The sequence below is a fragment of the Streptomyces sp. NPDC090442 genome (genome assembly GCF_044769405.1).
Classification (GTDB): Bacteria; Actinomycetota; Actinomycetes; order Streptomycetales; family Streptomycetaceae; genus Streptomyces.
In genome coordinates this window covers 75,493-90,554 of sequence record NZ_JBIVXW010000002.1, presented here as the reverse complement: position 1 = coordinate 90,554, position 15,062 = coordinate 75,493, and the positions used below count along the sequence as shown (strand labels likewise).

Annotated in this window: 12 protein-coding genes; 3 read left to right on the top strand and 9 right to left on the bottom strand. The window is 72.5% G+C overall.

The annotated features are described in order from the left end of the window. Positions 1–120 precede the first annotated feature (120 nt). Positions 121–783 (bottom strand): endonuclease NucS, encoded by a 663-nt coding sequence (gene nucS, locus ACIQU6_RS02200; RefSeq protein ID WP_100599763.1) that lies wholly within the window; start codon positions 781–783, stop codon positions 121–123. Positions 784–1,035: 252 nt separating this feature from the next. Between nucS and ACIQU6_RS02195 the strand changes: the two genes are divergently transcribed. Next, positions 1,036–1,428, top strand: coding sequence for an SCO5389 family protein (locus ACIQU6_RS02195; RefSeq protein ID WP_403479728.1), 393 nt, complete (start codon positions 1,036–1,038; stop codon positions 1,426–1,428). A 128-nt stretch (positions 1,429–1,556) separates the two neighbouring features. Here ACIQU6_RS02195 and ACIQU6_RS02190 read toward each other — a convergent pair whose 3' ends face one another. Continuing rightward, positions 1,557–2,606, bottom strand: a complete 1,050-nt coding sequence (locus tag ACIQU6_RS02190; RefSeq protein ID WP_403479727.1) for an LLM class flavin-dependent oxidoreductase — start codon at positions 2,604–2,606, stop codon at positions 1,557–1,559. Positions 2,607–2,832: 226 nt separating this feature from the next. Here ACIQU6_RS02190 and ACIQU6_RS02185 point away from each other — a divergent pair, with 226 nt between their 5' ends. Continuing rightward, positions 2,833–3,156, top strand: coding sequence for an ATP/GTP-binding protein (locus ACIQU6_RS02185; protein ID WP_403479726.1), 324 nt, complete (start codon positions 2,833–2,835; stop codon positions 3,154–3,156). Positions 3,157–3,178: 22 nt separating this feature from the next. Here ACIQU6_RS02185 and ACIQU6_RS02180 read toward each other — a convergent pair whose 3' ends face one another. The 7 genes from ACIQU6_RS02180 to mce all read right to left on the bottom strand — a co-directional run bounded on the left by ACIQU6_RS02180 (position 3,179) and on the right by mce (position 13,671). Beyond that, positions 3,179–4,408, bottom strand: a complete 1,230-nt coding sequence (locus ACIQU6_RS02180; protein ID WP_403479725.1) for an ABC transporter permease subunit — start codon at positions 4,406–4,408, stop codon at positions 3,179–3,181. Continuing rightward, positions 4,405–5,583 carry an ATP-binding cassette domain-containing protein gene (locus tag ACIQU6_RS02175; protein ID WP_403479724.1) on the bottom strand — a complete coding sequence of 393 codons (1,179 nt, stop codon included), beginning with the start codon at positions 5,581–5,583 and terminating at the stop codon, positions 4,405–4,407. Before ACIQU6_RS02175 ends, ACIQU6_RS02180 begins: the two co-directional genes overlap by 4 nt. 124 nt (positions 5,584–5,707) lie before the next feature. Further along, positions 5,708–6,481 (bottom strand): ABC transporter permease, encoded by a 774-nt coding sequence (locus ACIQU6_RS02170; protein ID WP_403479723.1) that lies wholly within the window; start codon positions 6,479–6,481, stop codon positions 5,708–5,710. A 3-nt stretch (positions 6,482–6,484) separates the two neighbouring features. Continuing rightward, positions 6,485–7,510 carry an ABC transporter ATP-binding protein gene (locus ACIQU6_RS02165; protein ID WP_403479722.1) on the bottom strand — a complete coding sequence of 342 codons (1,026 nt, stop codon included), beginning with the start codon at positions 7,508–7,510 and terminating at the stop codon, positions 6,485–6,487. Between the two features lie 158 nt (positions 7,511–7,668). Further along, complete coding sequence (locus ACIQU6_RS02160) at positions 7,669–8,607, bottom strand: cellulose-binding protein (RefSeq protein ID WP_403479721.1); 939 nt, start codon at positions 8,605–8,607, stop codon at positions 7,669–7,671. A 114-nt stretch (positions 8,608–8,721) separates the two neighbouring features. Continuing rightward, positions 8,722–13,020: a polarized growth protein Scy gene (gene scy / locus ACIQU6_RS02155; protein WP_403479720.1), complete on the bottom strand. Its 4,299-nt coding sequence runs from the start codon at positions 13,018–13,020 to the stop codon at positions 8,722–8,724. 210 nt (positions 13,021–13,230) lie between these two features. Beyond that, positions 13,231–13,671, bottom strand: a complete 441-nt coding sequence (mce, locus tag ACIQU6_RS02150; RefSeq protein ID WP_403479719.1) for a methylmalonyl-CoA epimerase — start codon at positions 13,669–13,671, stop codon at positions 13,231–13,233. A 164-nt stretch (positions 13,672–13,835) separates the two neighbouring features. Between mce and ACIQU6_RS02145 the strand changes: the two genes are divergently transcribed. After that, a complete protein-coding gene (locus ACIQU6_RS02145) occupies positions 13,836–15,011 on the top strand; it encodes an acetyl-CoA C-acetyltransferase (protein ID WP_403479930.1) in 1,176 nt (391 codons plus the stop codon). The last annotated feature ends 51 nt before the right edge of the window (positions 15,012–15,062 follow it).

Sequence of the window (15,062 nt, the reverse complement as noted above, 5' to 3'; positions counted from 1 at the left end):
CCCGCACCACCCGGCCCATCCGGTGCGCGTCACCACGCGACGACGGCCCGGTACGCACCCCCGCCCACCGGGCGGACGGATCGCGTACCGGGCCGTCGTCGTACGGGCCGGTGCGGGCGGTCAGAACAGTCGCAGCTTGTCGTCCTCGATGCCGCGCAGCGCGTCGTAGTCCAGCACCACACAGCCGATGCCGCGGTCGGTGGCCAACACCCGGGCCTGCGGCTTGATTTCCTGAGCTGCGAAGACGCCCTTCACCGGGGCCAGGTGCGGGTCGCGGTTGAGGAGTTCGAGATAGCGGGTGAGCTGCTCGACGCCGTCGATCTCACCGCGCCGCTTGATCTCGACGGCGACGGTCTGCCCGTCGGCGTCCCGGCACAAGATATCCACCGGGCCAATGGCAGTGGGGTATTCACGCCGAATAAGCGAGTAGCCCTCGCCCAGTGTCTCGATCCGGTCGGCGAGCAACTCCTGGAGGTGAGCCTCCACACCGTCCTTGATGAGCCCGGGGTCCACACCGAGCTCGTGCGAGGAGTCGTGCATGATCTCCTCAAGGGTGATGATGAGCTTCTCGCCGCCCTTGTTCTCCACCGTCCACACGTTGCCGTCGCCCTCCTTGAGGGAGCAGGGCGGGGACATCCAATTCAGGGGTTTGTAGGCCCGGTCGTCCGCGTGGATGGAGACGGAGCCGTCCGCCTTCACCAGGATCAGGCGGGGGGCGGAGGGCAGATGAGCGGTGAGCCGCCCCGCGTAGTCCACGGAGCAGCGGGCGATGACGAGACGCATGGTGCGCCACGCTACTCGAAGCGGGGCCGCCGACGCGATTCGGCCCCGGACCGGAGGCCCTTTACGGCGGAAACCGCCGCACCCCCGGCGCCCGCGCATGGCCGGTTGTATGTGCAATCTCCTGGTGCGGACCCCTTGCGCGGCATACCGTTGACGCGGGGGGTCGCGGTGCGAACACGCTCTGTCGTGATTTCCCCTTGTCCCATCCATGAGGTCCCGTCCGTCCCGGCGGGGCCGCGAGAGGAGAACCTCATGTCGCTCGACGTCTCACCGGCCCTCCTCGAACAGGCCGAGCGAGGCGAGGTCGACGAAGCCGCGTTTGTCGACTGCGTCCGGACGTCCCTGCCCTATGCGTGGGGGATGATCAGCTCACTGGTGGACCGGCTGGAGGCGGACGGCGGCGAGTTCGCCGACAACCAGACGCCGCCGCCGGACGAGCAGGCGCGCGGCCAGCTCCTGCGCGCGCTGGCAAGCGACGCCATCCGCGGCTCGCTGGAGCGTCACTTCGGTGTGCGCCTCGCCTTCCAGAACTGCCACCGGGTCGCGGTGTTCTCGCTCGACCCGGCCGCTGGCCCGCGGCTGGCCCGATTCACCTCCGTGCGGGGCCAGTTGCTGAACCAGTCGCCCGAACTCCGCGACTGCTGAACGGAGTTGCTGCCGCCGAGCCGATCCTCCGGAGCTCCCTCCGGCGCCGCGCACCGGCGTTCAGCACCAGCACCGAAAGCCGTGCCCCAGGTGTGCTTCCGTGACCCCGCCGCCCACCTCCGGCGGGGTCACGCCAGCCGGGGCAACACCTCGGTGCCCAGTCGCCGGACGTTCTCCTCGGTGGCGGCGAGGTCCCCGGAGCCCTCCACCAGCAGCGCGAACCGCCGGATCCCGGTGCGCTCCGCGGTCTGCGCCAGCCGGTCCACGCACCACTGCGGCGGGCCGACCGGATGCAGCTCGCACAGCAACTCCGTGTACGCCAGCGGATCGCGCATCGCCCGGTACCGGCCGTCGACCGTCACATGCGCGCCCAGGCCCTGCCGCAGCCAGCCCGGCATCGCCTTGGTCAACGACTCCACCGCGGCCGCCCGGTCGTCGGCGATCTGCACCACGCCCGCCGAGACGTGCTCGGCCGTGGCCACCTCGACCGGGTCCCGCCCGGCCTGAAGTGCCGCCGCCCGCCACAAGGCGACCATGTCGGCCTTCTCCTCGTCGCCGCAGTGCATCCCGAGGAGCATCGGCAACCCCCGGGCCGCGGCCAGCCGCACCGACGACGGCGAGGTGCACGCCACCACCACCGGCGGCCCGGCCGTCAACCCGTCCGGATCGTCCGGGTCGGTGAGCGCCTCGGACGACCGCGGCACCACCGCCACCTCCCGGAAGGCGTAGCGCTCGCCGCACGCACCCACCCGCGGCTCGCGCAGCCACCGCAGCAGCAGGTCCAACGACTCGGGGAAGCCGCGGTCGTACGCGTCCAGACCGGCGCCGAAGACCTCCAGGTCCACCCAGGGACCGCCCCGTCCGACGCCGAGCGTGAACCGGCCCTCGGACGTCAGGTGCAGCAGCGCCGCCTGCTCGCCGAGCGCCACCGGATGCTGGGTCGGCAGCACGCTCACCGCCGTCCCCACCCCGATCCGCCGCGTCCGCCCCAGCAACAGCGCGGCCAGCGTCGTCGCCTGCGGACACACCCCGTACGGGACGAAGTGGTGTTCGGCGAGCCAGACTTCGTCGAGCCCGGCCTGCTCCGCGAGCTCCGCGGACCGCACCGCGCGGTGCAGTGCTTCCCCCTGCCCCTGGCCGGGGAACTGGGCGGCCAGGATGAAGGCCCCAACACGCATCGCTCTCTGCCTCCTTGCAGCCGACGCGACCCCTCCTCACCCGGCAACAACGTGCGACACCTGCCCAGGGCACGGCCTGACGCGAAATTTCCAGATCATCGCAGAAACGTGACGGCGGACTTTTGCCCCTGACCGTGCCGCGTACGCTGGTGACAGCCCTCCCCCCGAGCTCTCCACCTCCTTCGACCGGAGGGCCCCCGACCCCTGCGACCTGTCGAGGAGTGCTGTGTCTCCGCGCCGAAACCGCCAACGCGGTGCGAAACCCGCCGACCGCACGGAGCGCACGGGGGCCGGCCGTTACGGCCTGGAAGCCGCCGAGGAGTGGCGCGGGGAGGAGTGGGTGGTCCGCCAGGTCGGCGGCACCGGCGCGGTCAAGCACTACCGCTGCCCCGGCTGCGACCAGGAGATCCCGCCCGGCGTCCCGCACGTCGTCACCTGGCCCCAGCACGGCGACGTCGACGACCGCCGGCACTGGCACCGGGCCTGCTGGAACGCACGGGACCGCCGGAGCGCACGGCTCCAGCGGTCCCGGAACGCGCCTCGCTACTGAAGGCGCCACGCGGCAGCGCGCCCTACACGTCGCGCCGTTCCTGGACGAGGAAGGCGGCGCCCAGGGCGCAGCCGGCGACCGCGGCCAGGATCCACAGCGGGGTCCACCCCTCCGGACCGGAGCCGTCCGAGAGGAACGGGATGCCGTACAGGGTCGCCAGGGAGTTGGGGACCGAGTAGTTGATCAGGCCCTTGGTGAGCCACTGCAGGCTCGACGCGCCGAGCATGAAGACCGCGAGCAGCATCGGCAGCAGGACCACTCCGAACATGGCGCTGATGGCGCCGGCGGAGTGCCGCAGCAGGGAGCCGATCGCCAGCGCCAGCAGGCCGAGCAGGGAGACGTACAGGCCGGTGCCGACCGTGGCCCGCAGCCATTCGTCGACCGTCGGCTCCCGGCCGCCGACCATGCCGGACATGGCGAGCGCCACCAGCGTGGCGGCCAGCGTCGTGATCACGAAGGCCAGCAGGAAGAAGACGATCGCCTTGGCGGCCAACACCCGGGCCCGGCTCGGGCAGGCGGTCATGGTGGTCCGGATCATCCCCGTCCCGTACTCGGCGGAGATCACCAGGACGCCGAGCGGGATGATGCACAGCGTCCCCAGCATCACGCCGAAGAAGCCGAAGGCGATGCGGGGGTTGACGTCGTGGCCCGACAGGGCGGTGGCGGTGAGCAGGCCGATGCCGAGGATCAGCACGACCAGCACGCCCAGCGTCCACATCGTCGACCGCACCGAGCGGATCTTGGTCCACTCGGCGGCCAGCGCATGGCCCAGGTGCGTCGGGCGGACGGGGATGGGGGAGATGTAACCGCCGTGCGGGGCCTGGTGGTTGGGGGTGAGGTGCGACGGCTGGGGCGGCTGTGCCGGTTGCGGCTGCGGGGCCTGCGGCGGTGCGGCGGCGGTGAGCAGCATGGTGCCGACGTCCTTGCCCGGCCCGTGTGCCGACAGCGGCCGCGGCTCGGGGTGAGTGCCGGCCGGCGGCTGCGCGTGGGGGAGCGGCTGCGCCTGGAGCATCATCGTCCCCGGCTCCTGCGCGGGGGCGGGCTGGGCCTGCAACATCATCGTCCCCGCCTCCTGGGCGGGCGCCGGCTGTTGCGGCGGCTGCGGCTGGACGGCGTGCGCGGGCGGCACCGCCGACTCCGGCGCGGCCGGGGGCACGGCGGGCGGCATCGGCCCGGCGGTGGGCGCGGCGGACGGCGGCATCGGCTGCGCACCGGGCTGGGGCCGCGGTTGCGGCTGCTGAGGGCTGGTCATCGGGCGTCCTGGGGGTGCGGCATGGACTGGTCGGCGGGGGTGGGCACGGGCGGCTGTTGCCCGTACGGGTGGGGTGCGCCGTACGGACCGGGCGCCCCGTACGGGTGACCCTGCGGCGGCGGCAACGGCGCGCCCGCGGGCCCCGCGTACGGGTCCGGCTGCGCGTACGGATTCGGCGGCGCGGGCCTGCCGAACAGCGGCTGCCCCGGCGCGTGCTCCTGGGGCGGGCCCGGCGGCGGGAAGCCGGCCCGCTGATCGGCGGCGGAGCGGTAGTCGACGACGCCCTGCGTCATCCGCATGTACGCCTCCTCCAACGACGCCTGGTGCGGGGAGAGTTCCCACAGCCGCACCTCGGCCGCGTGCGCCAGATCGCTGATCCGCGGCAGCGGCAGCCCGGTCACCCGCAGCGCACCGTCCGGCTCCGGCACCGCCGTGCCGCCCGCCTCGGCGACCGCCGCGACCAGCTTCTCGCGCTGTTCCGGCGCGTCGCCCGGCGTCCGTACCCGCGCGAAGTCCGCGGAGTGCGTCGAGATGAAGTCCGTAACGGGCATGTCCGCCAGCAACTGCCCCCGGCCGATCACGATCAGATGCTCCGCGGTCAGCGCCATCTCACTCATCAGGTGCGAGGAGACGAACACCGTGCGGCCCTCGGCCGCCAACCGCTTCATGAGGTTGCGCACCCACAGGATGCCCTCCGGGTCCAGGCCGTTGACCGGCTCGTCGAAGAGCAGCACCTGCGGATCGCCGAGCAGCGCCGCCGCGATCCCCAGCCGCTGCCCCATGCCCAGCGAGAACCCCTTCGACCGCCGGTGCGCGACGTCCTGCAGGCCGACCACCCCCAGCACCTCGTCGACCCGCTGTGCCGGGATCCCCGACAACTGCGCCAACGACAGCAGATGCGCCCGCGCACTGCGCCCCCCGTGCACCGCCTTCGCGTCCAGCAACGCGCCCACCTGGCGCGCCGCGTTGGGGGTCCGGCGGAACGGTCGGCCACCGATCGTGGCGTGACCGGACGTCGGGGCGTCGAGGCCCAGGATCATCCGCATCGTCGTCGACTTGCCCGAGCCGTTGGGCCCCAGAAAGCCGGTCACGGTGCCCGGACGCACCTGGAACGTCAGGTTCTGCACGGCCGTCTTGGGCCCGTAGCGCTTTGTCAGGCCGACTGCCTCGATCATTCTCCGCCCCTCGCGAGATGGTCGGGGCAGAGGCGCCCTCGTGCCCCCGTGAGGAGTACGAGGCTATCGGCACGTTGACGGTTCCCGCCAAAGCCACACCACCGGTCGGTACCGGCCCCCACGGTCAGGCGTCCCGACGCGCCAGCAGCACGTAAGCGGCGATCAGCGCCGCCACCGTCCACGCCGCCATGATCGCGAACCCGCCCCACGGCCCGTACGGCGTCTGGTCGTTGACCGGCGCGACCACCTGCATGACCTTCGAGCCGGCCTGGTCCGGGAGGTACCGGCCGACCTTCCGGGTCGCCGACACGTTCCCCAGGATGTTGGAGATCAGGAAGAAGAACGGCATCAGCGTCCCCAGCGACAACATCGGGCTCCGCAACATCGTCGCCACCGCCATCGAGAACAGCGCGATCATCGCCATGTACAGCCCGCCGCCGATCACCGCCCGCAGCACCCCCGGATCGCCGAGGTGCGCCCGATGGGCGCCGAGCGCCGCCTGCCCCGCGAAGAACGCCGCGAAGCTGGTCACCAACCCGACCCCGAACACCAGCACCGTCGCCACCAGCACCTTGCAGAACAGGAACACCCCGCGCCGCGGCACCGCCGCCAACGACGTGCGGATCATCCCGGTGCTGTACTCGTTCGTCACCACCAGCACCCCGAAGACGATCATCGCCAACTGCCCCAACCCCATCCCCGCGAAGCTGATGTTGGTCGGGTCGAAGGCCAGCCGCCGCTCCGCCGGCATCGAATCGAAGTCCCTCCGCGCCAGCGTGCAGATCAGCACGCCCAGCGCGACGGTCACCAGCACCGCGGTGCCCAGCGTCCACACCGTCGACCGCACCGACCGGATCTTGGTCCACTCCGACCGCAGCACCTGCCCCACGACAGCCATCCCTCAACTCCTCTTCCGCTGCTGCCAGTCCGAACCCCAACCGCCCTGCGCCGCCCCGCCCGACATCGCGCCCTGAGGCACCGTCGGCCGCGCCGGCGCCCCGCCGCCCTGCCCGGCCGTCCGCCCGTCGTGCGCGTGGTACTCGACCGCACCCGCCGTGAGCTGCATGAACGCCTCCTCCAGCGAAGCCTGTTGCGGGCTGAGCTCGTGCAACACCAACCGGTGCGCGGCCGCCAACTCCCCCAACCGCTCCGCCGGCACCCCGTCGACCTCCAGCGCCCCGCCCCGCCCCGTCGACGGCCGGATGCCCTCCCGGTGCAACACGTCCAACAGCCGCTCCCGCTCCGGGCAGCGCAGCCGCACATACGACCGCGAGTTCTCCCGGATGAACTCCGCCATCGACGTGTCCGCCAACAACCGACCCTGCCCGATCACCACCAAGTGCTCCGCGGTCAGCGCCATTTCGCTCATCAAATGGGACGACACGAACACCGTCCGCCCCTGGGACGCCAGGCTCTTCATCAGATTGCGGATCCAGTGGATGCCCTCCGGATCCAACCCGTTGACCGGCTCGTCGAACATCAGGATCCGCGGATCGCCCAACAACGCCCCCGCGATCCCCAGCCGTTGCCCCATCCCCAGCGAGAAGCCCTTCGACCGCTTCCGCGCCACCGGCGTCAACCCGACCAGATCCAACACCTCGTCGACCCGCGCCCGCGGAATGCCGTTGCTCTGCGCCAGGCACAACAGGTGGTTGGTCGCGCTCCGCCCCCCGTGCATCGCCTTGGCGTCCAACAACGCCCCGACATACGTCAACGGGTCCTTCAACTGCCGGTAGTGCTTCCCGTCGATCCGCACCGAGCCCGCCGTCGGCACGTCCAGGCCGAGCACCATCCGCATCGTGGTGGACTTCCCCGCCCCGTTGGGACCGAGGAAGCCGGTGACGATCCCGGGCCGCACGGTGAACGTCAGATGGTCCACCGCGACCGTGTCACCGTAGTGCTTGGTCAGCCCCTTGAGCTCGATCATGCACAGCACGCTAGGCGCGCCCCGACCGCCCCGCCACCGGGGCGGCGCCGCCCGGAGGACCGCACTTCGGGCCCGGCACACGACCGCGCCCCCGTACCACCACGGCGGTGGTACGGGGGCGCGGACCGGCTCTGCGCGAAACTCTCCGGCGGCGGATCTCAGCGGCTCTGCTGGGCCGGCACCCCGCGGGACACCGACTCCTCGTCGCCCGGCGCGCCGGCTGCGGCCACCGCCGCGCCCGTCAGCGTCGCCAGCATCTCGCGGACGTTGGTGAGCTGCGCGTTGATCGAGTCGCGGCGGTTGGTGAGCGCCGCCAGCTCGCGCTCGGATTCGCTGCGGATCCGGTCGGCCTTGGCGTTGGCGTCCGCCACGATGTCCTCGGCCTGACGCTGCGCGGTCTCCACCGTCTGACGGGCCCGACGCTCCGCGTCCGTCCGCAGCTTCTCCGCCTCCAGGCGCAGCTGCTCCGCCCGGTGCTCGATCTCCGCCAGCCGCTTCTCGGCCTTCGCCTGACGCGACGCCAGATCACGCTCGGACTGCTCCCGCCGCTTGGCGAGGTTGGTCTCGAAGTCCGCCGCCGCCTGCGCGGCCTTGGCCCGGGTCTCCTCGAAGAGGGCGTCCGCCTCCTCGCGCTTGGACTGGGCGTCCTTCTGCGCCTCGGCCCGCATCGAGGCCGCCTCGCCCTTGGCCTTCTCGACGATCCGCGCGCCCTCGTCCTCGGCCTTCGCCTTGCGCTCGACGGCGAACTGCTCCGCGTCGTTACGGACCTGCTGGGCGGCCGACTCGGCCAGCTCGCGGTGCTGCTCGGCGGCCCGGCGGGCCTCCTCGCGCAGCTCCTTGGCCTCCTCCTCCGCGAGGCGGAGGATCTTCTCCACGCGCGCGCCGAGGCCCGCGTAGGAGGGTTCTGCGTCGGTGACCTGAGCCTGGGCGTTCTGCGTTTCGAGGTGCAGCTCCTCGATGCGCTTCTCCAGCGAGGTGATACGGGCCAGCGCACTGTCGCGGTCCGCGACCAGTTTCGTAATGCGGTCATCCACCTGACCGCGGTCGTACCCACGCCGCACGAGCTCGAAGCCGAAGGGGGAGGAAGTGTCGCTCATGGGGTTCCTGTCGAAAGAGACCGGTGAGGTGATAAGGAGAATCCTAGGGGTCTTAACGGCGTGTCATCGAGTCATTGCGCGTTTGAAGTGGAGAATGACCCCTCATTTGAGTGGCTACCCTTCAGACTGCTTGCCACTCGAACGAGTTGTCCCGGCGCCGGCGGCGGCCTTCACCGCACCGCCCTTGCCGTCCCCGCCGCCCTGCGTCGGCACCTCGAACGACTCCAACGCCTCCAACACGTCCTGGACACGGGAGATCTCGGCATTGATGTCCTCCCGGCGGCGCGCCAACACCTCCAACTCGTGCTTGCCCTCCGTCACGATGCGGGCCGCCTCCTGCTTCGCCTCGGCACGCATCTTCTCCGCGTCCCGCACCGCCGCGGCCTTCTTGTTCTCGGCCTCTTTGATCAGACCCTCGGCCTTCTTGACCGCGGCGATCCGGACCTTGCTCGCCTCGCTGTTCGCGTCCGACATCAGCTTGTCGGCCTTCGCCTCGGCCGCCACCTGCTGCTCCGTGGCCTGCGCGATCAGCTTGTCGACCCGCTCCCCGGCGTTCTTCATCGCCTCCGAGGACTCCCGACGGGCCCGCTCGTGCAACTCCTCGACCTCGGACTCGACCCGGACCCGCAGCTCCTCGGACCGCTCCCTTATGGCCGTCGCATCCCGCCGCGCCTCGCCGAGCAACGTATCGGCGTCCGTACGGGCCTTCTCCACCAGCGAGTTGCCCTCCGCGGTGCCCTCCCGCACGATCCGCTCGGCCTCCTTGCGGGCCGCCCCGACCATCGCGTCGGACTGCTCCTCGGCGGCGGTCGCCGTCTTCAGCGCCTCCTCCTGCGCCTTGGCGATCAACTGGTCGGCCTGCTCGGCCGCGTCGCCACGACGCTTCGCGGCGTCCTTGCGGGCCTCGTCCAGCACCCGGTCCGCCTCGTCCTGCGCCGTGGCACGCGTCCGCTCCGCGGCCGCCTCGGCCTCCTCGCGGACCTTCGCCGACTCCGTCCGCGTCCGTGTGGCGTGCTCCTGCGCGGACGTGACCGTCTCCGCCGCCTCGGCGCGCAACCGGTCCGCCTCCGCCGTGGCCGTCGCCACCATCCGGTCGGCCTGCTCCCGCGCATCCGCCCGGGTACGGTCCGCCTCCCGCTCGGCCTCCGCGGTCCGCTCCGCCGCCTCCGTGCGCAGCCGCTCCGCCTCGCCGGCGGCCTCCGCCACCAACTCGTCGGCCTGCGCCGCCGCGTCCGCCCGCGTCTTGTTCGCCGCCGTACGCGCCTCGTCGCCGGTCCGCTCCGCGTCCGCCCGGGCGCCCTCCAGCACCTCGGCCGCGTCCGCCCGCAGCCGCTCGGCCGCCTCCGACGCCTCCGTGACCATCCGCTGCGCGCGCTGCTCGCCCTCGGCGCGTAGCCGCTCCGCCGCCTCCTGGCCCTCCCGGACCGCCCGGTCCGCGTCGTCCTGCGCCGAAGACGTCAGCTCGGTCGCCTCGTTGACGATCCGTTCGGCCTCCGCACGGGCCTCGGTCACCAGCCGGTCGGTCTGCTCGGCCGCCTCCGACCGCATCCGGTTCGCATCGTCCCGCGCCTCCGCACGGGTCCGCGTCGCATCCTGCTCGGCCGACGCCAACGCGTCCGACGCGTCGGTCCGCAACTGCTGCGCCCGCGCCGTGGCGTCCGCCACCGACTTCCCGGCCTTCGCGGTCGCCTCGGCGACCAGCTGCTCGGCCTGCCCGGTCGCCTCGGACACCAGTTGGTCGGCCTGCTCCGCGGCCTCGGTGCGTGCCGTGTTGGCGTCCCGGCGCGCCCCGTCGAGGACCTCGGCCGCCTCCGACCGCAGCCGCTCGCCCTCCTCGGAAGCCTCCGAAACCGTCCGCTCCGCAAGCGACTTGGCGGCCTGTGCGGCCTCCTGCGCCTCCTGACGCACCCGCGCCGCGTCCTCCGCGGCCCGCTCGCGCTCGGCATGCGCATCGGCCCGGACCCGGTCGGCCTCCTCCTGCGCCTCGGACTTCGTCCGCTCCGCGACATGCTCCGCCGCCGAACGCAGCCCCGCGATCTCCTCGTTGGCCTGCTCGTGCAGCCCCGCGACCGCGTCCCGCACCTGCTGCGCGGTCTGCTCGGCCGCCGCCACCAACTCCGCGGCCCGCCGGTCCGCCTCCTCGACGAGCTGCTCGGCCTCCGCCTGCGCCTCACTGACCCGCGTACGGGCCGATGCCAGCAACTCCTCGCTCTGCTCCCGCGCCGCCGTCCGCTCCTGGTGCGCCTCCTCGCGCGCCTCACCCAGGAGTTGCTCGGCCTCGCGCCGCCGCCGCGCCGCCTCCTCCTGCGCCTCGGCCAACGCCTCCGCGGCCTCGGTGCCCGTCCGCTCAGCGGCCGCCGCCGCCTCCGCACGCACCCGGTCCGCGGTCTCCTGCGCCTCCGCCTTCAGCCGCTCGGCCTCGGCCGCCGCCTCGCTGCGCAGGGCCGCCGCCGCCGACTCCGCCTCGGCCCGCGCCGTCGACGCGTCCCCGGCCGCCTCCGACCGCAGCCGCTCGGCCTCCTCCTCGGCCTGCTGCTGCAGCGCACGCCGCCGCTCCGCGGCCTCCGCCTTGAGCCGGGCCGCCTCCTCCTGGGTCTCCCGCCGCAACTGCTCGGCCCCGGAACGCGCTTCGCGCAACGACTCCTCGGCCGCCGCCAGCTTCTCCTCGGCCTCGCCCTGCAGCCGGTCCAGCTCCGCCTGGGCCTCCGCCCGCCGCTCCTCGGCGGCCTCCTCGGCCTCCGCCCGCAGCTTCGCGGCGCTCTTCTCCGCCTCGTCGGTCAGCTCCTCGGCGGCCTGCGTGCCCTCCAACAGAAGCTGCTCGGCCTCCGCACGGGCCCGCTCCAGCGCCTCCTCGGCCTGCCGACGCAGCGCCGACGCCCGCTCGATCGCCTCCGTCCGCACCCGCTCGCTCTCCGCGACCGCGCCCGAACGGGACTCCTCCGCATCCGACTTGGCCTCGGCCAGCAGCTCCTCGGCGGTCCCCGCCGCCTCCTCGATCTGCTGAACCGCCTCCCGGCGCGCCTCGCCCCGGATCCGCTCGCCCTCCGCGACCGCGTCCGCCCGAAGCTGCTCCGCCTCACCGCGCAGCCGCCGCGCCTCCTCCTGGAGCTCGGCGGTCTTGGCCCGGTACTCCTTGGTGTCGTTCTTCGCCGCGCCCTTGAGCTGCTCGGCGGTGTCGTGCGCCTGCTCGCGCAGCCGATCCGCCTCCGCCTCCGCCTCCCGGCGCAGCCGCTCCGCCTCCTCGGCGGCCGCCTTCGTCGTCGCCTTGGCGTCCTGCGACGCCTTCGACAACATCTCCTCCGCGGCCCGCGCCGCCTTCGCCAACTGCGCCGCGGAATCCTCCGCGACCTTCGACCGCGCCGTCTCGTGCGCCTCGGCGACCAGCCGGTCCGCCTCCGCCCGGGCGTCCGCCCGCAGCGACTCGGCCTCCGACGTGAGCGCCTCGGCCTCCTTCGTCGCCTCGGCCACCAGCCGGGTGACCTCCGCCTTCGCCGTCCGCGTCCGCTGCTCGTTCTCCGACTCCGCCGACGACAGCCGCTTGGCGGCCGACGTCTGCGCCTCCTCGACCAGCTTCTCCGCCTCGGCCCGCGCCTCCCGCAGTGCGGCGTCCGCCTCCTGCGTCCGCTCCTTCGCGGTCCGCGTCAGCTCCGCCGCCTGCCGGCGCGCCTCCTCCGACTCCGCGCCCGCCGACGTACGGAGCTGCTCGGCTTGGTCCGTCGCCTCCTGCGCCTGATTCGACGCCGCGTTCAACAACCGCTCGGCATCGGTCCGCGCCCGACGCAGGATGGATTCCGCTTCCGCCCGCGCCTCCTCGGCGGCCGTCCCCAGCCGCTCCCGGGCCCGGTCCGCCACCCGCTGCGCCTCGTCCCGCGCGGCCGCCCGCACCTGCTCGGCCTCCGCCCGGGACTCCTCCATCAGGCGGCGCGCCTGCGACTCCGTACGGGCCCGCAACTGCTCGGCCCACGCCACGTTCTCGTTGACGTGCGACTCGACCGTCTGCCGGCGCTCGTTGAGCTCCTCGTCCAACCGCTGCCGACGACCGACCGCCTCGGCGTGCAGCTCGGCCTCCATGCGGGACTGCCGCTCCGCCGCCTCCTGAAGCAGTCGCTGCGTCTGCGCCCGCGCCTCCCGCAGTTCCCGCTCGGCATCCGAACGCAACTGGTCGGCCTGGATCTGCGCGTTGCGCAGCAACTGCTCGGCCTGGTGGCTGAGGTTGTCGTAGGCAGGCCGCGAGGCGAGGTTGCGGCGCGCCTCATGGAGCTTGGCGCGCAACACCTCGACCTGGTAGCCGAGGTCGTCGGCGTGCTGGACGGCCTTGTCCCGCTCAGTCTTCAGCCGCTCCATCTCGGCTTCGAACTGCGAGAGGTGGTCGGCCTCAGCCCACTGACGCTCCTGGCGCTCGTTGCCCCGCACTGCGCGGTCCCATCCGTCCCCTGGTCATGGCGGCGGCCGGCTCCGGCCCTGCGGCGTTGGTCCCGTACACGTCACCGCGTACCAGGACTCGCGCCCCTCGGAGCTGACCCTTCCGAAGAAATGGTGTCAGATCATCGGCAGAGTATGGACGCAAGCCCCACTCCCGTACCCCGGCCGAAGCTGCACTCTACCGGCCGGGGAAGCGGAAGGTCAGTGGTCAGTCGCCTCCGGGGGCGCTGCGGTGACGAGTTCGGTCAGCACACCGTGGCAGTCCTTGGGGTGCAGGAACGTGATCCGGGACCCCATCGAACCCCGCCGCGGCTCGTCGTAGAGCACCCGCACGCCCTTGTCGCGGATGTCCTGCGCGTCCCCGTCCACGTCCGCCGTACCGAACGCGAGGTGATGCACGCCCTCGCCGTTCTTGGCCAGCCACTTGCCCACCGCCGAATCCTCCCGGATCGGCTCCAACAACTGGAGATAGGAGGCCCCGCCGTCCGAGGTCTCATTGATCTTCAACATCGCCTCGCGCACGCCCTGTTCCTCGTTGACCTCGGTGTGGAACACCTCGAAGCCATACGTGGCACGGTAGAACTCGACGGTCCGGTCGAGGTCGAAGCAGGCGATCCCGATGTGGTCGATTCGCGTCAGCATGGCTCCAGTGCACCGCCCGCACGGCTGGTTACGCAACGTGCGCGCGATCACACCCTCTTCCCGGTGACCCGGCGACTACCCCTCAGTACATTGACGGGAACCCTCGTTAACTTCCCTGCACAGGAAGGCCGCATCGTATGTCTGCAACGAACGGCACCACCTCCGTGATCGTGGCCGGCGCGCGCACCCCCATGGGCCGCCTGCTCGGCTCGCTGCGCAGCTTCTCCGGGGCCGACCTGGGCGGAGCGGCCATCAAGGCGGCGCTGGACCGCGCGGGGATCGGCGGCGACCAGGTGCAGTACGTGATCATGGGTCAGGTGCTCCAGGCCGGCGCCGGCCAGATCCCGGCCCGCCAGGCCGCCGTCAAGGCCGGCATCCCCATGAACGTCCCCGCGCTGACCGTCAACAAGGTCTGCCTCTCCGGCCTCGACGCCATCGCCCTGGCCGACCAGCTCATCCGCGCCGGCGAGTTCGATGTCGTCGTCGCCGGCGGCCAGGAGTCCATGACCAACGCCCCGCACCTGCTGCCCAAGTCCCGCGAGGGCTACAAGTACGGCGCGGTGGAACTGCTCGACGCCATGGCGCACGACGGCCTCACCGACGCCTTCGAGGGCATCGCCATGGGCGAGTCCACCGAGAAGCACAACACCCGCCTCGGCATCGGCCGCGCCGAACAGGACGAGATCGCCGCGCGCTCCCACCAACGGGCCGCCGCCGCCCAGAAGAACGGCCTCTTCGAGGCGGAGATCACCCCCGTCGAGATCCCGCAGCGCAAGGGCGACCCGGTGCTCTTCAGCAAGGACGAGGGCATCCGCCCCGAGACCACCGCGGAGGGCCTCGGCAAGCTCCGTCCGGCCTTCTCCAAGGACGGCACCATCACCGCCGGCACCTCCTCGCAGATCTCCGACGGTGCCGCCGCCGTCGTCGTCATGAGCAAGGCCAAGGCCGAGGAACTGGGCCTGGAGTGGATCGCCGAGATCGGCGCGCACGGCAACGTCGCCGGCCCCGACAACTCCCTGCAGTCGCAGCCCTCCAACGCCATCAACCACGCCCTCGCCAAGGACGGCCTGACCGTCGACGACCTCGACCTGATCGAGATCAACGAGGCGTTCGCGGCGGTCGCCGTGCAGTCAATGAAGGACCTCGGGGTCTCCCCGGAAAAGGTGAATGTCAACGGTGGTGCCATCGCGCTCGGCCACCCGATCGGCATGTCCGGCGCCCGTATCGTGCTGCACCTCGCGCTGGAACTGCGGCGTCGCGGCGGCGGCACCGGCGCGGCGGCGCTGTGCGGCGGTGGCGGTCAGGGCGATGCGCTGATCCTGCGGGTACCGGGCAAGTGACCGCCGGACGGGACCGGCGCCGGAACAGCGCGTACCAGCCAGTGAGTCGAG